This window comes from Seleniivibrio woodruffii, from assembly GCF_029267515.1.
Lineage (GTDB): Bacteria > Chrysiogenota > Deferribacteres > Deferribacterales > Geovibrionaceae > Seleniivibrio > Seleniivibrio woodruffii_A.
Genome location: NZ_JAJUIS010000002.1, coordinates 243,566 through 264,979, shown reverse-complemented (window position 1 = coordinate 264,979; position 21,414 = coordinate 243,566). Strand labels below are relative to the sequence as shown.

The following is a 21,414-nucleotide window of genomic DNA, read 5'->3' as shown; positions in this document are numbered from 1 at the left end:
GGATTTGAAACCGCACGTTCTGAAAGAGATGCTTAGTGAAGAAGTGATAAAAAAAAGAGTCGCAGAGCTTGGAAAGCAGATAAGCGCCGACTATGCAGATAAAAACGTTCTTGCCGTAGGCGTTCTGAAAGGTTCAGTTATATTTATGTCTGACCTTGTCAGAGAAATGGAGGGTTCCAACGTCGAGATAGGATTTCTCGCTGTTTCCAGCTATCAGGGAACCGACAGCTCTGGCAGCGTAAGGCTTCTGTTCGACCTCGACAGACCGCTTGAAGATACACATGTGCTGATAGTTGAAGATATACTGGATACTGGAAACACTTTGTCATATCTTACGAATATGCTTTCCCTGCGAAACCCCGCATCCATGAAGCTGGTTGCCCTTCTGGACAAGCCGGAAAGGCGTAAAGCTCAGATAAATCTTGACTACAGAGGGTTTGAGATACCGGACAGGTTCGTTGTTGGCTACGGACTGGATTACGACGGATATTACAGGAATTTAAAAAATATATGCACAGTCGAATTTACCGACTGATGACTGGAGAAAGGTGATTAATGAATAACGGATTTTACAAGAATCTGGCTTTGTGGCTTGTTATCGCTTTTATCATGGTGTTTCTGTTCAATGTGATAAGCGGGACACAGGCGGTCAAAAAGAACGTAAACTACTCTGAGTTCATGGCTCAGGTGGTTGCGAACAAGGTTAAGGCCGTAACCATAAAGCAGAACAAAATCGACGGTACTTTTGTTGACGGCGGGCAGTTTGAATCCTACGCGCCGGACGACATTGACCTTATAAAGAATCTCAGAGAACATAAGGTGGAGATAACAGCCCAGCCGCCTGACAAAAGCCCATGGTATATGCAGGTTCTTGTTTCATGGCTGCCTATGATAATCCTCATCGGTATATGGATATTCTTCATGCGCCAGATGCAGGGCGGAGCCGGAGGCAAGGCTTTCAGCTTCGGAAAATCGAAGGCGAAACTGCTTACGCAGGATCAGCATAAAGTTACTTTCAAAGACGTTGCAGGCATTGAAGAGGCGAAAGAGGAGCTTGAGGAGATTATTGATTTCCTTAAAGACCCTCAGAAATTCCAGAAACTTGGCGGTAAGATACCCAAAGGTGTTCTGCTCGTGGGTCCTCCCGGAACAGGTAAGACCCTTCTGGCGAGAGCCGTTGCAGGCGAGGCTGGAGTTCCTTTCTTCTCTATTTCCGGTTCGGACTTTGTTGAAATGTTCGTCGGTGTTGGTGCTGCCCGCGTCCGTGACCTTTTCGAACAGGGCAAAAAGAATGCTCCCTGCATCATTTTTGTAGATGAGATAGACGCTGTCGGTCGTCACAGAGGCGCAGGTCTCGGCGGCGGACATGATGAAAGGGAACAGACACTTAACCAGATGCTTGTTGAGATGGACGGTTTCGAATCCAACGAAGGCGTAATCATGATAGCGGCGACAAACAGACCCGACGTTCTCGACCCCGCGCTTCTTCGTCCCGGTCGTTTCGACCGTCAGGTTGTCGTCCCCAGACCCGACATGCACGGAAGACTTGAGATACTCAACGTCCACTCTTCAAAAGTGAAGATGGATGAGGGAATAGACCTTGAAGTTATCGCAAAGGGAACGCCCGGATTCGCCGGAGCCGACCTTGCCAACCTTGTTAACGAAGCGGCGCTCATCGCTGCACGCAAAAACAAGGAAGCTGTTCAGATGAGCGATTTTGAAGAGGCTAAAGATAAAGTTATCATGGGTAAAGAACGCAGAAGCATGGCTATCAGCGAGAAGGAGAAGGAGAATACGGCATATCATGAGGCGGGACACGCCATAGTTGCCAAATTCATACCCGAAGCCGATCCTGTGCACAAAGTGAGCATCATCCCCAGAGGAATGGCTCTCGGCGTTACCACTCAGCTCCCTGTTGACGACAGACACATGTACACAAAAGAGTATATGGAAGGAATGCTGGCGGTTCTTATGGGCGGACGTGTTGCCGAAGAGGTCATTTTTGACAGGCTCTCCACAGGCGCAGGAAACGACATCGAAAGAGCAACCGATATTTCCAGAAAGATGGTCTGTTCATGGGGTATGAGCAAAAAGATGGGACCTCTGGCATACGGCAAGAAAGAGGAGCAGGTGTTTCTCGGCAAAGAGATAGGTCATGCCAAGGACTACAGCGAAACAACCGCTGTTGCAATCGACGATGAAGTTAAAGCACTTGTAATGGACGGTTACAACAGAGCCAGAAGGATTCTGGAGGACAACACCGAACTGCTTCACCGGGTAGCGAAACTTCTTCTTGAAAAAGAGACTATTGACGGACATGAGATAGATACGCTTATGAAAGAACTCAGCGGAGAGACAGCCGCACCAGAGGAAACGACGCTTGTCTGATGTACTTACGTCTGCACGGGGGGATTTGTCACTTGAATTTCCCCTGCTGATGGGCATACTGAACGTCACCCCGGACTCTTTCAGCGACGGAGGTTCCTTTAACAGTGCCGACGGGCTGGTCAGCAGGGTTGACGAGTTTCTGCTGCATAAGGTGGACATAGCCGACATAGGCGGAGAATCCACCAGACCCGGTTCCGACGGCGTTAGCGTTGAAGAGGAACTGAAAAGGGTTCTTCCGGCTGTTATACATTGTGTTGCCAACGGGATATACGTTTCCGTGGATACCATGAAACCGCAGGTGGCTTACGAGTCGCTAGTTGCGGGCGCGGGCATGATAAACGACGTGTCCGGTTTCAGAGATCCGGAGATGATAGCCGTCTGCGCTGAATTCGGGTGTTCCGTGTGCATAATGCACATGCTTGGGGAGCCGAGAACCATGCAGGACAATCCGGTTTATTCGGACGTTGTTCAGTATGTGAAAAGATACCTGCTGGATGCAGCCGAAAGGTGTGTCAGGGCAGGGATAAAGGAGAGTTCCATATGTGTCGATCCGGGATTCGGCTTCGGAAAGACACTTGAAGATAATTACAGGCTGCTGGCAGGTCTTGATGAAATCAAATCTGCCGGTTTTCCGGTTCTGGCGGGCATTTCACGCAAATCCATGATAGGAAACGTTGTGAACAAACCGCCTATGAAACGTCTTGCGGGCACGATAACGGCTCACTCGGCGGCGGTTTTGAACGGTGCGGACATCATCCGTGCACATGATATCGAAGAATCTGCGGATATGCTGAAAGTTCTCAGGATGCTTAAAATAGCGGGTGGCAAGTGTTAGAGATTATCAGATCGGTGGGACTGTTTGACATTATTGATATGGCTATCATCGCCATAGTTGTCTACAATCTCCTTCTGCTCATAAAGGGTACGAGGGCGCTTCCCATGCTGATGGGTATCATGCTTATCGTAATAGTCTCTTTTGCCGCAAGGTATCTGGGTCTTAAAACCACAAGCTGGGTACTGGACAACTTCACCGGTTATCTTTTTATAATCATCGTTGTTCTTTTTCAGCAGGAGATACGCCGCGCCCTTGCCTTCATAGGCGAAACGAAAGTGTTCGGCACGCAGGCGAAGGCAAAATCCGTTATTCTGGACGAGATCGTGAAAGCAGCCACTGTCCTTGCAAACAGGCAGATAGGTGCTCTTATCGTTCTTCAGCGCAACACTGACCTTGAACATTTTCTGGACGATACAGGACAAAAATTGGACTGCATCATATCCAGAGAGATACTTATAAGCATTTTCATCCCCTATTCACCTCTGCACGACGGCGCAGTTATCGTTTCCAACGGGCGTATATCGACAGCGGGCAGCATCCTTCCCCTGACACGCAAGACAGATTTGGGAAAGAACTACGGAACACGCCACAGAGCGGCTGTCGGTGTCACTGAGGAAACTGATGCCATCGCAATCACTGTCAGCGAGGAGAAGGGTTCAATCACCGTGGCACAGAATGGTGAACTCAGCGAGGAACTGAACGCAGAAAAACTCAGAAAACTGCTGGATTCCATATTCAATCAGCAGCAGGCAAAGAGCGTAAAAGAAAAATGATAATAACCAATACACATTTAAGAATTATCAGCGTTGTTCTTGCAATTTGCCTCTGGCTCTATATCGTTACAGGCGAGTTTCAGGAGATTTCACTCTATGTACCTGTAAAACTTACTAATATCCCCGAAGGTTCCGTAGCCGTTACCGATGAAAACCTCATAAACGTTATGGCGAAGGGACCCAAGTTTCTGGTGAACAATAAACAGTTTAATAAAGTACAGATAGCTATAGATGTTTCAAGGATAACGTCCGGCACCAAAAGCGTGTATATCAATCCAGAAGACGTACAGATGCCTGCGGGTATTGAGGTTACGAACATCCATCCAAAGACCATCGATGTCACCGTGGATACTCTGGTTAAGAAACAGATGAAGGTGGCTCCGACATTCGTCGGCGAACCCATGCCCGGATATAAGGTCGGTTCTGTTGTTATAAAGCCTGATACTGTGGAGATAAACGCCGCAACATCTAAAATCAAGGGGCTTAGGTCGATTGAGACTATGCCCGTTAACCTTTCCGGCAAGAAAGACCCCATAACCTACAGCATCGGTCTGAAATTTTATGAAGGTATTCAGAAGACCACTCCTGAGTTTGTGGAAGTTTTCGTGATGTTCAAAGAGGATATCCAGCAGAAAACATTCCACGAGATAGAGGTTAGCCCGCTTGGACTTCAAAGGGGACTCACTGCTAATGTGCTCACAGACTTTTCGCTTACTGTGAGCGGCAGGTCGGATCTTCTTAACGAACAGACGATCGCGAACGTCCTTAATCCGCATATCGACCTTTCAGATGTGGATTCAGGCGGAGTATACAAGAGAACGGTTGTTTTTAATGATTCTAAAATACTTAAAGTGCTGGATGTAAAACCGGCAAAAGTGCGTGTTGAGGTTCAATAATGAGGAAACATTTCGGTACTGACGGCGTAAGAGGACTTGCAAACCAGTTCCCGATGACTGCAACTTTCGCATTGCGTCTGGGGCAGGCTGCCGCCCGTCAGTTTTATACAGGCGGAAAGAAGACACACAGAATAGTTATCGGCAAGGACACCAGAATTTCAGGCTATATGTTTGAATCGGCACTGGTTGCCGGTATCACATCTATGGGGATGGACGCCGTTCTTGTGGGCGTTCTGCCTACCCCTGCAATAGCGTTTATTACAAGAAGCCTGCGCGCGGATGCCGGAGTTGTTATCTCCGCCTCCCACAACCCCTACTATGACAACGGAATCAAATTCTTTTCAGGAACAGGGCATAAACTTCCTGACGAGGTTGAACTTGAAATAGAGAAATTCACCGATGAACTCATCGGAACCGGAAACGTACCCCTTTCTGCTGAAAAAATTGGTAAGGCATACCGCATTGACACAGCAATCGGACGATATGTCGAGTTTGCGAAGAATACGTTCGATAAGGACGTTGACCTCGTTGGACTTAGAATGGTTGTTGACTGTTCAAACGGAGCCACATATAAAGTTGCACCTCTGGCTTTTGAGGAGCTTGGTGCAAAGCTCACCGTAATCGGCAATGAACCGAACGGAACGAACATAAACGACAACTGCGGTTCCGTGTACCCTAACGTAATGTGCGAAACCGTTAAAAAGAAAAAAGCCGATATCGGCATAGCCTTCGACGGCGACGGCGACAGGGTCATCTTCTCCGACGAGAACGGCGAAGAGGTGGACGGAGATATAATCATGGGTATCTGTGCAGCGCATATGAAAGAATGTGGTCTGCTCCAGAAAAATACTATGGTCAGCACCGTTATGAGCAACCTCGGTTTCGAACGCTCCATGAACGGGCTTGGAATTGACATTGTGCGTACGGAAGTCGGCGACAGATACGTCATGGCTGAGATGCTGAAAAGCGGATACAACCTTGGCGGAGAGCAGTCGGGGCACATCATATTCAGCGATTACAACACAACCGGCGACGGCATGGTGAGCGCTATGCAGCTTCTGAAAGTGCTTGTGAAATCAGGAAAACCTCTGAGTGAACTGAAAAAGATAATAGAACTTTATCCCCAGACGCTCAAAAACTATAAAGTAAGCAATAAGATACCTCTTACAAACCTGCCAAAGACAACATCGGAGATAGCCTCCGTTGAGAAGGAACTAGGCAAAACCGGACGTGTTTTCGTCCGCTATTCAGGAACAGAGAACAAACTGCGTGTGATGCTTGAGGGCGCAGACCTGAAAAAGATTGAGGAATATGCGGAAAATATCGGAAACGCTGCCCTTAAAGAGATAGAGGAGCTTTCGTAAAATGGTTAGACTCGGAATTAACATAGACCACGTTGCAACCGTTCGTCAGGCAAGACTGGCTGCGGAACCGGATCCCGTGCACGCTGCCGTTATGGCGGAGCTTGGCGGAGCGGATCAGATAACCATACATCTTCGCGAAGACAGGCGCCACATATGCGACCGCGATCTTGCTATACTGCGCCAGACAATCAAGACAAGGCTTAACCTTGAAATGGCGTGCACTGACGAGATGGTGCGTATAGCACTTGAAACAAAACCCGATATGGTCACCCTCGTGCCTGAAAAGAGGCAGGAGCTTACCACTGAGGGCGGGCTGAACGTTTCCGGCAATTACGATTTTCTGGCAGAGAACGTACAGAAACTGAAAGACGGAGGCATATTTGTCAGTCTGTTTGTTGATGCGGATTCCGACCAGATGGAAAAATGCGCCGATATGGGTGCGGATGCCGTTGAGATACACACAGGGCATTATGCAGACGCGAAGGGTGCCGCTCAGCGCGAAGAGCTTTCAAGGATAATTTTTGCGGGCGAGAAATGCCGCGAGCTGGGACTGATACTCAATTCCGGTCACGGGCTGAACTATCACAACGTAGGCGAGATAGTCACTATCCCCGGTATGAACGAGGTGAACATAGGACATTCAATAATTGCCCGTGCAATCTTCGTCGGGCTTGAAAGAGCTGTAAGGGAGATGAAAGAGACCATCCACAGGGCATTGATGGATGCTCGGCTGTGATATTGCCGAAGTCGGCAGAATTGAAGCGGTATATAATAGACTTGGTAAACGTTTTCTGGACAGGATACTGACCCAGAGAGAACAGGAACTTTTCGAGGCAAAAGGTGCAAAGATGCAGTTCCTTGCCGGACGTTTCGCTGCAAAAGAATCGGTTTCAAAGAGTTTCAGAACGGGTATCGGGAATGATTACTCGTTTACAGATATAGAAATTTTGAACGATGAAAAAGGAGCGCCCCTTGTATATATCAAGGGTGTTCTGCGTTCAGACATCGAAATAAGTATTTCACATGACAGGCGTTATGCAATGGCTGTCAGTTTAGTGAAGGGGTAAGATATGAGTGTTGTTGTTATTCCCTCCAGAATGGCTTCCACAAGACTGCCGGGGAAACCGCTGCGCAAGATAGGCGGAGTTCCCATGATACTGCGTGTGGCTGAAAACTGCCTTAAATCTTCTGCCGACAGAGTTATCGTTGCTACGGATGCAAAGGAGATTCTTGAAGCCTGCGAGGGGTTTGAAGGTCTGGAATCCACTATGACCGCGGATGATATACAGTCGGGAACAGACAGGGTTGCGCGCGTTGCAAAGTTTGTTGAAGATGACATTATAATAAACGTTCAGGGTGATGAACCCTTCATTGATCCAAATCTTATCAACGAATTGATAAGAGACCTGATTGAAAATCCTCAGGTACTTATGAATACGGCAGCCTGCACGTTTGCCGAAGGTGAAGACGTAAAAGACCCTAACAGCGTTAAGGTTGTGCTGGACAAAAAAGGATTTGCACTGTACTTTTCTAGGTTGCCCATTCCCTATGACAGAGACGGAAAGGGCGACGTAACATATTATAAACACATCGGTATTTACGGTTTCAGAAAAAGCTGGCTGATGCAGTTTGCCAAACTTGAGCAGACTGAGCTTGAGGATATTGAAAAGCTGGAACAGCTCAGGGCGCTGGAAAACGGCGTGAGCATAAAAGTTATAAAGACCGATTACAAGCCGGTGTCTGTGGACACTGAAGAAGACCTTGTTAAAGCAGAAGAAATTATGGGCAGGAAAAACTGATGGCTAAGTTTGTTTTCACAACCGGAGGAGTTCTTTCATCACTGGGAAAGGGTATCACGGCGGCTTCACTGGGCGCGCTGCTGGAATCCAGAGGCTATAAGGTGGCGATTAAAAAATATGACCCCTATCTTAACGTTGACCCCGGAACGATGAGTCCGTTTCAGCACGGAGAGGTTTTCGTTACTGAGGACGGCGCAGAAACCGACCTTGACCTTGGACACTATGAAAGGTTTCTTAACTTCAACACTACAAAAGTGAGCAACGTTACCACAGGAAAGATATACAAAACTGTTATCGACAAAGAGAGAAACGGAGACTATCTCGGCGGTACCGTTCAGGTTATTCCTCACATCACTGACGAAATCAAAAACAATATATATAAGGAAGCCGACAAATACGACATCATTATCGTCGAAATAGGCGGAACCGTAGGTGACATCGAATCACTTCCCTTCCTTGAGGCTATCAGACAGTTCAAATTTGACGCGGGCGAGGACAACGTATGCTATGTTCACCTGACGCTTGTGCCTTACATCAGAAGTGCAGGTGAGCTTAAAACCAAGCCCACCCAACACTCCGTTAAAGCTCTGCGCGAGATAGGTATCCAGCCGGATATCCTTGTGTGCCGCTCCGAATATCCTCTTGACGATTCAATCAGAAGCAAAATAGGTCTTTTCTGCAACGTGTCAAAAGAATACGTCATCAATGCCATAGATGTCAGCACCATTTACGAGTCACCCCTTTCCATGAGAAAAGAGGGTATAGACAGGCTTGTTCTGAAGAAATTCAGGATGGAGGAGCGCGAATCAAATACCTCCGTATGGGAAGACATAGTACACAGAATCAAACAGCCTGACGACGAGGTTACAATCGGTCTTGTCGGTAAGTATATTGATCTGAAAGACGCTTACATAAGTATCAATGAATCGCTTATCCATGGCGGCATAGCGAACAGACTTAAAGTGAATGTCAAGCGTATCGACGCTGAGAAACTTGAGAACGGCGCAAAACCCGACGCGTATCTTTCCGATGTTGACGGGATACTTATACCCGGCGGTTTCGGAGAACGCGGTGTTGAAGGCAAGATAGTCTCCATAAACTTCGGACGTACAAAGGATATTCCCACTTTCGGGATATGTCTCGGTCTGCAGTGCATGGTTATTGAATTCGCCCGTAACGTTCTGAAAATGGAAAATGCCCACAGCGTTGAATTTAATCCTAAAACACCTTACCCTGTAATAGATTACATGAACGAACAGAAAAATATAAAGCAGATGGGCGGGACTATGCGTCTCGGTGCATACGATTGTACTCTGGACGAGGACAGCACCGCTTTTAAGGCGTACGGCACAAAAAACATCTCCGAACGCCACAGACACAGACTTGAGTTCAATAACGCCTATCAGGATGAGATAGTGAAAAACGGACTTCAGATGACAGGCGTCAACAAGGAGAGGGGACTTGCCGAGATATTTGAGTCAAAATCCCACAGATGGTTCCTCGGATGCCAGTTCCATCCGGAATTTAAATCCAAGCCGTCCAAACCCCATCCTCTGTTCGCCAGCTTCATAAAAGCTGCGTACGCTTATAAAAAAGACAGGGAAAACGGCAAACTTGGCTGAGAAAGATATTCTGCTGATAGGCAGAGAGACAATACAGACTGAGATAGACGCACTTTCCGCTCTTAAAAACAGACTGGGCGACAGTTTTGTTCAGGCTGTTGACATAATTCTGTCGTGCAAAGGCAGGGTGGTTATCACTGGAATGGGAAAAAGCGGTATAATCGGCAGAAAGATAGCCGCCACAATGTCCAGCACCGGCACACCGTCCCTTTTTCTCCATCCGGCGGAAGGGGTTCACGGCGACCTAGGCATGATAGTCAAGGGTGACGTATGTATCGCTCTTTCTAACAGCGGTGAAACTGCCGAAGTAATAAAACTTCTGCCGCTTATAAAACGTTTCAAGATTCCGCTTATATCAATCGTGGGCAGGGTGCCCTCGACTCTGGCGGAACGCAGCGACTGTGTTCTGGACGCTTCTGTTGAAAGGGAGGCGTGTTCTCTGAATCTTGCTCCCACGTCAAGCACCACTGCTGCACTTGCCATGGGTGACGCTCTCAGCGTTGCTCTTCTTGACAAAAGAGGGTTCAGTGCGGATGATTTTGCGCTCTACCATCCTTCCGGAGCCCTTGGAAAAAAACTGCTCACCCGCGTTAACGATCTTTGTCATACGGGGGACAGCGTCCCTGTTATCGATAACGGCAAAAAAGTTTCCGATGCAGTATTCGTTATGAGCGCCAAAGGGTTCGGGTGCACGGCTGTTACAGATACCGAAGGCAGACTTACCGGTATCATAACAGACGGCGACCTGAGACGAGGACTTGAAAAATATAAAGATATTTTCTCGATGAATATAAAAGATTTACCCTTGAAATATCCTAAAACGGTTGAGAGAAAAGCTCTGGCTGCGAAGGCGCTTCAGATTATGGAGGAGTTCTCTATAACCTCTCTTTTCTGTGTTGATGAGAACGGCAGACCTGACGGTATCATACATCTCCATGACCTGCTCAGGGAGGGTATAGTATGATAAGGCTCCTTGTGCTTGATGTGGACGGGGTGCTGACCGACGGCGGTATAATATATGACGAGAACGGGGTTGAGACAAAGCGTTTCGACGTTAAAGACGGGCTCGGCATAAAACTTGCGCAGAACGCAGGCGTGGAAGTGGCTGTCATTTCCGGCAGAAAATCGAAGGTGACGGAGATAAGATGCCGCGAACTTGGCATAAGGCGTTGCTACACAGGTGTTAAAAACAAAACAGAGTGTTTTGAGGCTCTTGAAAAAGAGATGGGTATCACCGCTGGTGAAACGGCATTCATCGGCGACGATGTGAACGATCTGGCTCTTTTGAAAAAAGCCGGATTTTCCGCGACAACTTCCGACTCTTTCGGCTATATTAAGTCTCAGGTGCATTATGTCACGGAGAGAAAGGGCGGATACGGAGCCGTGCGGGAGTTCATAGAAAAGATTCTGGAAAAGAACGGCGTATGGGAAAATACACTAAACTCATTCTTATAGCATCGGCTTTGGTGCTTGCTCTCGGTTCGCTTACACTGTTTAAAAGCGACAAGAACAAGATCAAATTCGATCTCAAGGAGAATGAGGTTATCATAGACGATTTTGAGATGGGCAAGGTTCTGGACGAGCAGAACAACTTTTATAAGGTGACCGCTAAACAGGCGAGAATAAACCGCGAAAAGGAAACTGCGAAACTTACGGACTTCAGCGCTGTCTATAAGAAAGGAAAAACCGATGTAGAGCTTTACGCTCCGCTCGGCTATATGGAAAAGGAATACATGGTGAGCGTAACCGGTACCATCAAGGGGCGTGTCAACGAGCTTGATTTTGCATCAGGAAAAGACGGGCGCTTCTACTATGATTTCCTGACGGGTGTCGGCACAATGTTGGGGCGATTCAGCATAAGCCATAATAATGGTGAGATTTCTGCCGATAAGATGTTGATATTCTCGAAAAAAAATTATGCGGAGTTTATTGGTCATGTTCAGGTCACTTATAATAAATAGTCTCACTGTTCTGCTTCTGTTTTCCGCTCTCACAGCATTTGCTGCGGAAGGGCTTGTTAAGCCTGCCGGTAAGAAGCCCATAAAGATACTTTCTGATTATATGAAATATACGGGCGACGACAACGTTTCAAGATTCACCGGCAACGTAATAGTCACCGACGGTGACATGCGCGTTACATCCGACAGCATGGACGTATATTTTGACAAGCAAAACAACGTCAAAGAGATATATGCACAGGGCAATGTAAAAATCGAGAAAGAGGGGCTTCTGGCGCTTTCCGATAAGGCAAGACTCTATGCCGCAGAAGAAAAGGCGGTTCTCATGAACAACGTGAGAGTCTGGCAGGGCGATAATTATCTTGAGGGTGAGAAAGTTACCATTTATAATCAGAATAACAGGATATTTGTTGACCGCGGTTCAAACAAAAGGGTCAAGATCATCATAGCACCGAAAGAGGACAAAAAGTAAATTGGGACTTAGAGCAGAACACTTAAAAAAAGTATATAAAAAACGTGCCGTTGTTAACGGCGTCACTATCTCTGTCAGCAAAGGGGAGATAGTGGGACTTTTGGGACCCAACGGTGCCGGAAAGACAACCACGTTCTATATGATCGTCGGACTTGTCAGACCGGATGCAGGTTCGGTATTCCTTAACGACGAGGATATCACCAAAAGCTCAATGCACAGACGCAGCCACAGCGGCATTGCGTATCTGCCTCAGGAAGCGTCCATCTTCCGTAAAATGACTGTTTATGACAATATCTATGCGGCTCTTGAGCTTAAATATGACGACAAAAAGTTCATGCAGGAACGCACGGAGTTTCTCATATCCGAATTCGGACTTGAAAAGGTATGGAAATCACAGGGTTTCGCCCTGTCAGGCGGTGAGAGAAGGCGTGTGGAAATTGCAAGATGTATGGCGGGTGAACCCGATATAATCCTTCTGGACGAACCCTTTTCCGGTATCGACCCTATTTCTGTCAGCGACATTCAGAAAATGGTCTTTGACCTGAAAAAAAGAGGGATAGGCGTTCTCATCACCGACCATAACGTTCGTGAAACACTTAAAATAACTGACAGAGCGTATATTATAGCCGACGGCAGCGTGCTGACCCACGGAAAACCGCAGGATATAGTACAGGATCCGCAGGTCATCGACAGGTACCTTGGCAAGGATTTCTCATTGTGAAAGGCGGAAAGCTCAATCTTGAAATAAGCGGTAAACTCTCTCAAAAACTTCACATCACCCCACAGATGAAGCAATCCCTTTCTATCCTCCAGATGCCCATCACGGAACTTCTGCAGGAACTTAACAGTTATCTTGAGGATAACCCGGTTCTTGAGGAATCCGAGAACAAGGAAACGGAGGAATCCGCACAGTCCGCAGAGGAAAAACAGGATGAAGAGCCCATCCGCGAGGACACGGACGGCGATGAACTGGACAAAATAGATTGGGATGAATTTTACAGAGACAACAACGACATAACATATACTCCATCCGACGACGAGGGGTATGACCTCGAAAAATTTGTTTCAGGGGAAAAGACTCTTTACGAACACCTTATGGAGCAGCTTAAAACTTCCGGCTGTCGGCGGGAGGTTGCGCTTGCGGCGGAGAACATCATAGGAAACCTTTCCGATGAGGGATATTTTCTGGATGAATTCTGGGAAGTTGCGCAGGACGTTGACGTTGAAGAATCGGACGTTGAGGAGGCTCTTGAACTGGTGCAGTCTTTTGACCCGCCTGGAATCGCAGCCAGAAACCTGAAAGAATGTATACATATCCAGCTTTCACAGTTCGATGTGGAACAGGTTTATGTCGATTTCATAGCGGAAATGCTGAAAAAACACGAAAAAGATTTAATAGCATATAAATATGACGAGATAAGGGCTTCTCTAAGCATAGAAGACGACACTTTCGACTATATGATGTTCCTCATGCGCAAGACAGACCCGAAGCCAGGGCTTAATTTCGGCGGCAGGGGAAATCAGGCAATAAAACCTGATGTTTATATTGTAAAAAAAGACGATGAGTATGATATTATACTTAATGAAGAGGGTATCCCTGCACTCCGTATGAATACCTATTACCTGAACCTTCTTAAAAACAAGGCTCTGGACGGCGACACAAAGGAGTATATCGAAGAAAAAGTTAAAAACGCTCTCTGGCTCATCAAAAGTTTAAACAAGCGTCAGAAAGCGATATATCGTGTCGTTAAGGTTCTGACCGAAGTCCAGACAGACTTCCTTGAAAAGGGTATAAACTACCTGAAACCCCTTAAACTTAAAGATGTAGCTGACGAGACGGGACTGCACGAATCCACTGTGAGCCGTGTTACGTCCGGCAAATACGCCATGACGGCGCAGGGGCTGATAGAGCTGAAATCCTTCTTTGTCAAAGGGCTGGACACGGATACCGGCGATATGTCAACACAGAAGGTTAAGAACATGATAAAGGATATCGTGGACAGCGAAAATCCCGATAAACCTTTCAGCGACCAGAGAATAGTTGAGTTATTAAACGGGCAGGGCATCAACATTGCCCGCAGAACCGTTGCCAAATACAGGGACGAACTGAGCATACCGACAAAATCACAACGTAAACGCATCAGGAGGTAAGTATGCAAATCCAAATCACTTCCAAAAATATTGCTATCACAGACCCCATCAGGAGCTATGCAGAGAAGAAAGTGGGCAAACTTGAAAAGTATTTCGACGGCTCCACAGAAGCAACAGTGCTTCTTGACGTCCACAAAAACCTGCACACTGTAGAGGTGCTGATCGCTACAAAAGGCGTTTTCATGAAAGGTCTGGAGAAATCCGAAGACCTGTATGCTTCAATCGACCTCGCAACTGATAAGATTGAGAAACAGCTTGTTAAATATAAAGAGAAGCTGAAATCTAAAAAACTTCAGGACAAAGAATTCGAAGCTCCCCTTAAACTGAACGTTTTCGACACCGCGAGCGTTGAAAGCATGGAAGAGGACAACAGGATCGTTATTACAAAAGATATTCCTGTTAAGCCTATGGACATTGAGGAAGCTGTTATGCAGATGGATCTTCTGAACAAACAGTTTTTTGTGTTCAGAAACGCCGAAGACGGTCAGATCGCAGTTGTATACCAGCGTGACGATGGAAACATCGGTCTTATCGAGGCGTAACGGCTCAGATGGAACTTGCTGATCTTGTCAGTGAAAAATCTATCGTCCCCGACCTGAAAGGTGAGTCCAAATCGGACATTCTGCGGGAGATGATGAACTCGCTGGCAAAAAATGAAACCGGAATAGATGCTGAGGCTGCCCTCTCCGCCATAATGGAGAGGGAGGCTCTCGGCAGCACTGGCGTTGGCGAACAGGTTGCGATACCGCACGCAAAGATTACTGATATAGAAGATATTTCCGTTCTTATAGGTGTTAAGAAAGACGGAATAGACTTTGATTCCGCCGACGGAAAACCAGTTAAGCTGTTTTTCATGCTTATTTCTCCTGAAAAACAGATGAATATGCACCTTAAAACCCTCGCCAGAATAAGTAAACTTGTGAAAATGACTGATTTTAAAGACCGCGTCACCGCAGAAAGCAATACCCCTGAGCGGATATATGCTATACTTGTAGAGGAGGAGTCTAGGCTGGGATGAAAAGTGTACCCGTTGCCGAGCTTATGTCTCCGGATGCGGCGCATCTGGGGCTTCAGCTTATATTCGGCGAGAACATACTTGATGAAAAGCAGATAACTCATTTCCGCATACAGAAGCCGGGGCTTGCCCTGGCGGGCTACTGCGATCATATCCACAGCGGGCGTGTTCAGATTCTCGGAAACACGGAAGTGTCCTACCTCTGGACTCTGGAACCGGAGATGAGAAGGCAGTCCGTGGCGGGTATCTGCAAAAAAGACGTCTGCTGCTTCATCGTTACGAAAGATCTCAAACTGCCTGACGAAGTTACCGAAACCGTCATGGCGTTTTCAATCCCTCTTTTCAAGACAGACAGGGTCAGTTCAGAAACTATAATCGATCTCTCAGTTTTTCTTGAGGACAGACTGGCGCCTGAAAGTGTCTGTCATGGCGTTTTTCTTGACGTTTTCGGCATAGGAACGCTTATCACAGGCAGAAGCGGAATAGGAAAAAGCGAGTGCGCTGTTGAGCTTATTAAACGCGGGCACAGGCTGGTTGCCGACGACGCTGTACGCTTCAAGCGTATTCAGGACTATCTGGAAGGTTCAAGCTCCGATATGCTCCGATATCATATGGAGGTTCGGGGGCTTGGCATCATAAACATAAAAGATATGTTCGGTGTTGCCGCCATAAGGCTACGCAAGAAGCTGGAACTTGTAATAGAATTTACCGACTGGAACCCCAACGTTTCATACGACAGGCTGGGGCTTGACAACGTATATGAAGAGATACTGCGCCAGCGGGTGCCCAAAATAATCCTGCCCATCAGTGCGGGACGAAACATGGCTGTTATCGTGGAGATAGCCGCCAGAAACCATCTCCTGAAAATAATGGGCTACAACTCAGCACAGGAGTTTTCCGAAAGACTCATGAGCACTATAAACGAAGGCGAATCTCAGAAGATACTCACTGACGAACTTGAAAAGAGAATGGGAAGAAGGGGAGTTGAATAATGGAGAATGAAAAATCCCTTGTGGTTCTCACAGGGCTTTCCGGCGGTGGAAAATCCGTTGCCGCGGCAACCCTTGAGGATCTGGGGTTTTATACTATAGACAACCTTCCGCTCCGGCTGCTGGACAAATTTGTTGAACTCATGGTCATGTATGAGAATGAGCTGAATAAAGTTGCCCTGGTTATCGACAGCAGAAGCAAGGACATCTCCGCTGCTGTGGAGAAGATAAAGATTCTGCAGGAAAAATACGCTGCAAAAGTTGTTTATCTCCACGCGTCCGACGACGTTCTGATAAGGCGCTTTAAAGAGACGAGAAGAAAACACCCCATGGGCGACAACCTTACGGAAGCTATCAGCTCTGAAAGAGAAAAACTTTGCCCGATAAGGGATTACGCAGACCTTGTCATAGACACCTCAACGCTGAACGTGCATGAGCTTAAAAGACGTGTTGAAGACTTTTTTTCAACTGAAATGCAGTCGGGGCTTATTGTCACTGTTCAGTCTTTCGGGTTTAAATACGGTTTGCCACAGGATTCAGATCTCGTTTTTGACGTGCGCTTTATGAAAAACCCGTATTTTGTTGACGAGCTTAGAGAAAAAACCGGACTTGAACAGATTGTCAGCGACTACGTTCTCGCCGACCACAATGCGAAGCAGTTTCTGTTCAAACTCAAGGGGCTTCTGGGATTTCTTATCCCGAACTACATACGGGAGGGGAAAAAATTCCTCACCGTATCCATAGGCTGCACAGGCGGGCGGCACAGGTCTGTCGCCATAGCGGAATTTATTGCCGGATACCTTGATAAGAAAGCAAAAATCAAGGTAAATATCAGACATAGGGATGTAAACAGGTGATCAGATGATCGGAATAATCTTGGTTACTCACGGACTTTTTTGCGAGGAACTTGTTAAAACGGCGGAAATGATAGTCGGGAAACAGGAATGTATCGAGACTATATCAATGCTGGACGGGTCTTCACTCGCAGGTATTGCGGACGAAATTGAAAAAGCTATAGAAAGATACGATTCAACCGGAGCCATAGTTTTTACAGATATGTTCGGAGGCAGTCCTTCAAACATATCAATGGCTTATCTCGGCGATAAGAACGTTGAGGTTGTTTCAGGAGTGAATCTGCCAATGCTTATCAAAGCGATTAGCGCCAGAAAGGAGAACAAATCCCTCACGGCTATCTGTGAGGACTGTGCGGAATCCGGCAAAAACAGTATTATCGTTGCCGGACAGCTTCTTAAAGGGAAGGCATGAAAAAGATAATTTTCCGGGTTGACGACCGGCTTATACACGGGCAGGTGATTGAGGGATGGCTTAAACATTTTAAGATCAACCACGTTGTCATTGCCAATGATAAGGTCGCAGACAACCCTTTGCAAAAAATGATATATGCAAGCACGTTGCCGCCAGGCACTGAACTTTCGATTCTTACTGTTGCCGATTTCATCAGCTCGTTCCGTTCTGATCGGTATAAGAAGGACTATGTCCTCGTCCTGCTAGAAAGTGTTGACGACCTTTACGCCATCAAATCAATGATAAATGACGATGTTTATGTGAATATCGGGTGCGTGGCATCCCGCGAACACAAAATAGAGGTTTCCAACACTGTTTTTCTTAACCCTGATGAGATAAGGAAAATATGCGAGATACGGCAGGATTTCGAGGTGTTTATTCATAAGGTTTCATGGGAACCCAGTGTGGAGATAAAGAATTTTAACTACATACTGGAGGGCAATCTGTGAACATAGTCTTTGCCGTTCTTTATGCAGGAATCATCTCCGTTGACAGGTTCGCCGCGTTCAATGTGATGCTTTCGCGTCCCATAGTCATTTCCATGATAATGGGGCTTCTGCTGGGGAACAGCATGGAGTGTTTCTATGTTGGCATAATTTTCGAGGCTGTGGGTCTCGTCGACGTGCCTTTTGGTACACGTGTGCCGAAAGAGGACAGCTTCGGCGCATTTGCCGGATGTTCCCTCCTTTCGTTTATGCCTCAGGCGCATGAACCGAACTATGTTCTTCTTTTTCTGCTCATCCTGCTTATGATGTATCCTGTGACACTTTCCCTTTATATAACAAGGGCGTTTAACAAAGCGCTTTATGTCCGGCAGCAGAGGAGCGGGCGGATTTATCCGTTGCGGCTGCTGGTGACTGGTTTCTGTTTTTCCTACATGCGCGGGGTTATATTTTATACGCTCGGAACTTTCATTATCTATCATATCTATATATTTCTCCACGGCAGCAGAAACACGGATATGAATTTCTTCGTTTATGCTCTGATGCTGTTTGCGTTTCTCTCCGGTTATGTGCTGCGGTTTCTGTCTGCGAAAACATATCTTAAATATGCGTTTTTTGCTCTCGGACTGGTTATCGGATGGGTTGTATTATGAAAAGTCTGATAATCGGTTTTTTCAGCTTTTTTTATCAGGCAAATCTGAACCATGAGAATATGCAGGGAACAGGATTTGCGTATCTTATACGAAAAGCGGCACGGCTCAAAGGCATGGAGCTTGAGGTTAAGAAAGTGTACGAACAGACTTCGTACTTCCATACCCACCCTTATCTGGTGAATTTCATAGTGGGTATGTGGGTACGCGAGTTTGAGCAGAACGGCGAGGAGGATTTTCATAAAAAGATATATTCCTCCGCTTTCGGCGCATTGGGAGACAGTTTTTTCTGGCATTCTCTGCGTCCGCTGTGTTTCGCAACGGCTGCAATAGCGGGTTTTTATAACCCTTTTGCAGGGATAATATCCTATCTGGTGCTGTATAACCTGTTCCATCTTTCCTTCCGCTTCACAGGATTCAGAATAGGCTATAGTCTGGGCAGGGACGTAATAACTTTTTTTAACAGGATCCGTTTTAATAAATGGGCGACCTATTTTGATATAGGTTCTTCGCTGATGCTGGGTATTTTACTGTCATACATGGCGAAATCATCTGCGGACTTTAATTCGGTTCTGCTCGGCACTCTTACTGTGTACATAATGCTGGGCATGGCTCTGGCTAAGAAGCTGGACATTGTTCTCGGACTTACCATGATAATAATTACTACGGGATTTTTCCTTTATATAACAGGAGTATAGGGTGAGTATTAAAAAGGAATTGGAGATTGTTAACGAACTTGGTATGCACGCAAGGGCTGCGGGCGCATTCGTTAAGACCGCTGAAAAATTCTCTTCGGAGATAAAGGTTGCAAGAGACGGAATGGAGGTCAACGGCAAAAGCATTATGGGACTCATGATGCTTGCGGCTTTCAAAGGTTCTCTGATAACCGTTTCCTGCACAGGCGACGACGAAGCGGATGCCTTTTGCGCACTTGAAGAACTGATATGCAATAAGTTCGGAGAGGGACGTTGAAAGTTATTAAAGGTATTGCCTCAAGCGACGGCATATCTTATGGAATCTGCTATATACTGGACAGAACGAAAGTTGCTGTCAGAAAATATACTATTGCCCAAAATGAGATAGAAGCGGAAACGGCTCGGCTGCGCAGGGCTGTTGAAAAGACCGCATGGTTCATACAGCAGTCAAAGAACATCAGCAAAGATTCTCTTTCCGAAGAAAATTCTTTCATTTTTGATATTTACCTTATGCTTCTTAAAGATACCATGCTCACTGGAGAGGCCGAAAAGCTCATTGCAAATAAGCTGATAAACGCAGAATATGCTCTTGAAACCGCCTGTAACGGACTTGTGGAGCGTTTTGGAATGTCGGAGAACGAGTATCTGCGCGAGCGGAAGACCGATGTTGTAAACGTTGTGCAGAAGGTTCTGCGCTTTATGACAGGAGGCGGACCGGACTCTATCCTGAAGGTTGAGGATGCCGAAATAATCATCGCCCACGATCTGACCCCCGCTGATACTTCTCACATGAAAAAGAACAATATCAGAGGCTTTGCCACAGACCTCGGAAGCAAAACCTCCCATACGTCAATCCTCGCCCGCTCGCTTGGCATACCCGCAGTTGTTGGACTTGTTGATATTGCGAAAGTGGCGCAGACGGGTGATTTTGTCATTATCGACGGTTTCGAGGGGCAGGTCATAATCAACCCCGACGACGAAACTCTGGAATCTTATAAGCTCAAGGGGAGCAGATATACTGATTATGTCTGCGAACTGGGACAGATGCGCGGTGAATCCTCGGTTACGAGGGATGGAGTGGTCATAAAACTGTTCAGCAACGTTGAGATGAACGACGAGCTTGAAAAGGCGAACGAATATAAGTCCGACGGTGTGGGACTTTACAGAACTGAATATATCTATATGCAGCACGGCGACGTTGATGAGGACACTCAGTTCAATATACTTAAAGAGGCGGCGGAGCTTAACTACGGGCGACCGCTGACAATCAGAACATTCGACCTTGGTTCCGACAAACTTTCAAAATATATGCCTCATCCGAAAGAACACAATCCGGCAATGGGATTGCGGGCAATCAGATATTCACTTAAATACGAAGAGTTTTTCATGAAACAGCTCCGCGCTGTTCTCCGCGTTTCAGCAACTGCTAACGTTAAGCTCATGTTCCCTATGATATCGGGACTTGAGGAGCTGAGAGACTGCAAAATTGCTCTTAATGAGGCGAAAAGGCAGCTCAGAGCAGAAAAGATAGCTTTTAACGAGAACATAAAAGTCGGCGTTATGATGGAACTTCCGTCGCTTGCTGTGATAAGCGAGATGGCGGCGCTTGAGGTGGATTTTTTCAGCGTCGGTACAAACGACCTGATTCAATATGCGCTGGGCATAGACCGCAACAACGAATTTGTGGCATACCTTTACGAACCATGTCACCCTGCGGTTCGCACACTGCTTAAAAAGATAGTTGCAAGTGCGCAGAGCACAGGAATAGAGTGCACCGTCTGCGGCGAAATGGCGGGCGAACCGAAATATATACCTTTGCTGATAGGAATGGGGTACAGACAGCTCAGCATGAGCCCGTCGTCGATATTGCGGGCAAGGATGATAATCCGCTCGCTGAAGGTTTCCGACTGCGAAGAACTGGTTAAAGACCTGACCTCCTGCGCATACGCTCAGGATGCAGAAAACAGGCTGATGGAGTTTATAAGGAATAAGTCAACGGACGTATATTTCCATTAAAAAGAATTTACTGGATAAATACTTTACATGGCTGTATAATCAC

At 46.7% G+C, this 21,414-nt stretch carries 26 protein-coding genes; all 26 read left to right on the top strand.

Annotated elements, in window-relative coordinates; genetic code table 11:
- The first annotated feature begins 4 nt into the window (after window positions 1–4).
- From hpt to ptsP, 26 genes are read left to right on the top strand one after another with little or no spacing between them, the layout of a single operon-like run.
- Window positions 5–535 (top strand): hypoxanthine phosphoribosyltransferase, encoded by a 531-nt coding sequence (gene hpt / locus Q7P67_RS03925; protein ID WP_369695990.1) that lies wholly within the window; start codon window positions 5–7, stop codon window positions 533–535.
- A gap of 20 nt (window positions 536–555) precedes the next feature.
- Window positions 556–2,388: an ATP-dependent zinc metalloprotease FtsH gene (gene ftsH, locus Q7P67_RS03920; RefSeq protein WP_303850591.1), complete on the top strand. Its 1,833-nt coding sequence runs from the start codon at window positions 556–558 to the stop codon at window positions 2,386–2,388.
- Window positions 2,389–2,413: 25 nt separating this feature from the next.
- Window positions 2,414–3,223: a dihydropteroate synthase gene (folP, locus tag Q7P67_RS03915; RefSeq protein WP_303850590.1), complete on the top strand. Its 810-nt coding sequence runs from the start codon at window positions 2,414–2,416 to the stop codon at window positions 3,221–3,223.
- Entirely contained in the window at window positions 3,217–3,996 is a 780-nt protein-coding gene (gene cdaA / locus Q7P67_RS03910) for a diadenylate cyclase CdaA (RefSeq protein WP_303850589.1), read from the top strand. Before folP ends, cdaA begins: the two co-directional genes overlap by 7 nt.
- Window positions 3,993–4,892, top strand: coding sequence for a YbbR-like domain-containing protein (locus Q7P67_RS03905; RefSeq protein ID WP_303850588.1), 900 nt, complete (start codon window positions 3,993–3,995; stop codon window positions 4,890–4,892). The genes cdaA and Q7P67_RS03905 overlap by 4 nt, the downstream gene beginning before the upstream one ends.
- Entirely contained in the window at window positions 4,892–6,256 is a 1,365-nt protein-coding gene (gene glmM, locus Q7P67_RS03900) for a phosphoglucosamine mutase (RefSeq protein WP_303850587.1), read from the top strand. The genes Q7P67_RS03905 and glmM overlap by 1 nt, the downstream gene beginning before the upstream one ends.
- Before the next feature lies 1 nt (window position 6,257).
- Window positions 6,258–6,992 carry a pyridoxine 5'-phosphate synthase gene (locus tag Q7P67_RS03895; RefSeq protein WP_303850586.1) on the top strand — a complete coding sequence of 245 codons (735 nt, stop codon included), beginning with the start codon at window positions 6,258–6,260 and terminating at the stop codon, window positions 6,990–6,992.
- Window positions 6,979–7,323: a holo-ACP synthase gene (gene acpS / locus Q7P67_RS03890; protein WP_303850585.1), complete on the top strand. Its 345-nt coding sequence runs from the start codon at window positions 6,979–6,981 to the stop codon at window positions 7,321–7,323. Before Q7P67_RS03895 ends, acpS begins: the two co-directional genes overlap by 14 nt.
- 3 nt (window positions 7,324–7,326) lie before the next feature.
- Window positions 7,327–8,055 (top strand): 3-deoxy-manno-octulosonate cytidylyltransferase, encoded by a 729-nt coding sequence (kdsB, locus tag Q7P67_RS03885; protein ID WP_303850584.1) that lies wholly within the window; start codon window positions 7,327–7,329, stop codon window positions 8,053–8,055.
- The gene (locus tag Q7P67_RS03880) at window positions 8,055–9,677 is read left to right on the top strand and encodes a CTP synthase (protein ID WP_303850583.1); all 1,623 of its coding nucleotides are present in this window, start codon (window positions 8,055–8,057) and stop codon (window positions 9,675–9,677) included. The genes kdsB and Q7P67_RS03880 overlap by 1 nt, the downstream gene beginning before the upstream one ends.
- Window positions 9,670–10,641: an SIS domain-containing protein gene (locus Q7P67_RS03875; RefSeq protein ID WP_303850582.1), complete on the top strand. Its 972-nt coding sequence runs from the start codon at window positions 9,670–9,672 to the stop codon at window positions 10,639–10,641. The genes Q7P67_RS03880 and Q7P67_RS03875 overlap by 8 nt, the downstream gene beginning before the upstream one ends.
- Window positions 10,638–11,132 (top strand): HAD family hydrolase, encoded by a 495-nt coding sequence (locus Q7P67_RS03870; RefSeq protein ID WP_303850581.1) that lies wholly within the window; start codon window positions 10,638–10,640, stop codon window positions 11,130–11,132. Before Q7P67_RS03875 ends, Q7P67_RS03870 begins: the two co-directional genes overlap by 4 nt.
- Window positions 11,102–11,638 (top strand): hypothetical protein, encoded by a 537-nt coding sequence (locus tag Q7P67_RS03865; RefSeq protein WP_303850580.1) that lies wholly within the window; start codon window positions 11,102–11,104, stop codon window positions 11,636–11,638. The genes Q7P67_RS03870 and Q7P67_RS03865 overlap by 31 nt, the downstream gene beginning before the upstream one ends.
- Window positions 11,613–12,107, top strand: a complete 495-nt coding sequence (gene lptA, locus Q7P67_RS03860) for a lipopolysaccharide transport periplasmic protein LptA (protein WP_303850578.1) — start codon at window positions 11,613–11,615, stop codon at window positions 12,105–12,107. Before Q7P67_RS03865 ends, lptA begins: the two co-directional genes overlap by 26 nt.
- 1 nt (window position 12,108) lies before the next feature.
- Window positions 12,109–12,828, top strand: a complete 720-nt coding sequence (gene lptB, locus Q7P67_RS03855; RefSeq protein WP_303850577.1) for an LPS export ABC transporter ATP-binding protein — start codon at window positions 12,109–12,111, stop codon at window positions 12,826–12,828.
- Window positions 12,825–14,258, top strand: coding sequence for an RNA polymerase factor sigma-54 (rpoN, locus tag Q7P67_RS03850; protein WP_303850576.1), 1,434 nt, complete (start codon window positions 12,825–12,827; stop codon window positions 14,256–14,258). The genes lptB and rpoN overlap by 4 nt, the downstream gene beginning before the upstream one ends.
- 2 nt (window positions 14,259–14,260) lie before the next feature.
- Window positions 14,261–14,800 (top strand): ribosome hibernation-promoting factor, HPF/YfiA family, encoded by a 540-nt coding sequence (raiA, locus tag Q7P67_RS03845; protein WP_303850575.1) that lies wholly within the window; start codon window positions 14,261–14,263, stop codon window positions 14,798–14,800.
- 8 nt (window positions 14,801–14,808) lie between these two features.
- Entirely contained in the window at window positions 14,809–15,276 is a 468-nt protein-coding gene (locus Q7P67_RS03840) for a PTS sugar transporter subunit IIA (RefSeq protein WP_303850574.1), read from the top strand.
- Window positions 15,273–16,265: an HPr(Ser) kinase/phosphatase gene (gene hprK / locus Q7P67_RS03835; RefSeq protein ID WP_303850573.1), complete on the top strand. Its 993-nt coding sequence runs from the start codon at window positions 15,273–15,275 to the stop codon at window positions 16,263–16,265. Before Q7P67_RS03840 ends, hprK begins: the two co-directional genes overlap by 4 nt.
- Complete coding sequence (gene rapZ, locus Q7P67_RS03830) at window positions 16,265–17,119, top strand: RNase adapter RapZ (RefSeq protein ID WP_303850572.1); 855 nt, start codon at window positions 16,265–16,267, stop codon at window positions 17,117–17,119. Before hprK ends, rapZ begins: the two co-directional genes overlap by 1 nt.
- 4 nt (window positions 17,120–17,123) lie before the next feature.
- Window positions 17,124–17,528, top strand: a complete 405-nt coding sequence (locus tag Q7P67_RS03825; RefSeq protein ID WP_303850571.1) for a PTS sugar transporter subunit IIA — start codon at window positions 17,124–17,126, stop codon at window positions 17,526–17,528.
- Window positions 17,525–18,016, top strand: a complete 492-nt coding sequence (locus Q7P67_RS03820; protein WP_303850570.1) for a PTS sugar transporter subunit IIB — start codon at window positions 17,525–17,527, stop codon at window positions 18,014–18,016. Before Q7P67_RS03825 ends, Q7P67_RS03820 begins: the two co-directional genes overlap by 4 nt.
- The gene (locus Q7P67_RS03815; protein ID WP_303850569.1) at window positions 18,013–18,663 is read left to right on the top strand and encodes a PTS sugar transporter subunit IIC; all 651 of its coding nucleotides are present in this window, start codon (window positions 18,013–18,015) and stop codon (window positions 18,661–18,663) included. The genes Q7P67_RS03820 and Q7P67_RS03815 overlap by 4 nt, the downstream gene beginning before the upstream one ends.
- On the top strand, window positions 18,660–19,358 hold the full coding sequence (locus Q7P67_RS03810) for a PTS system mannose/fructose/sorbose family transporter subunit IID (RefSeq protein WP_303850568.1): 699 nt from the start codon (window positions 18,660–18,662) through the stop codon (window positions 19,356–19,358). The genes Q7P67_RS03815 and Q7P67_RS03810 overlap by 4 nt, the downstream gene beginning before the upstream one ends.
- A gap of 1 nt (window position 19,359) precedes the next feature.
- Window positions 19,360–19,632 (top strand): HPr family phosphocarrier protein, encoded by a 273-nt coding sequence (locus Q7P67_RS03805; protein ID WP_303850567.1) that lies wholly within the window; start codon window positions 19,360–19,362, stop codon window positions 19,630–19,632.
- Complete coding sequence (gene ptsP / locus Q7P67_RS03800; protein ID WP_303850566.1) at window positions 19,629–21,371, top strand: phosphoenolpyruvate--protein phosphotransferase; 1,743 nt, start codon at window positions 19,629–19,631, stop codon at window positions 21,369–21,371. Before Q7P67_RS03805 ends, ptsP begins: the two co-directional genes overlap by 4 nt.
- The last annotated feature ends 43 nt before the right edge of the window (window positions 21,372–21,414 follow it).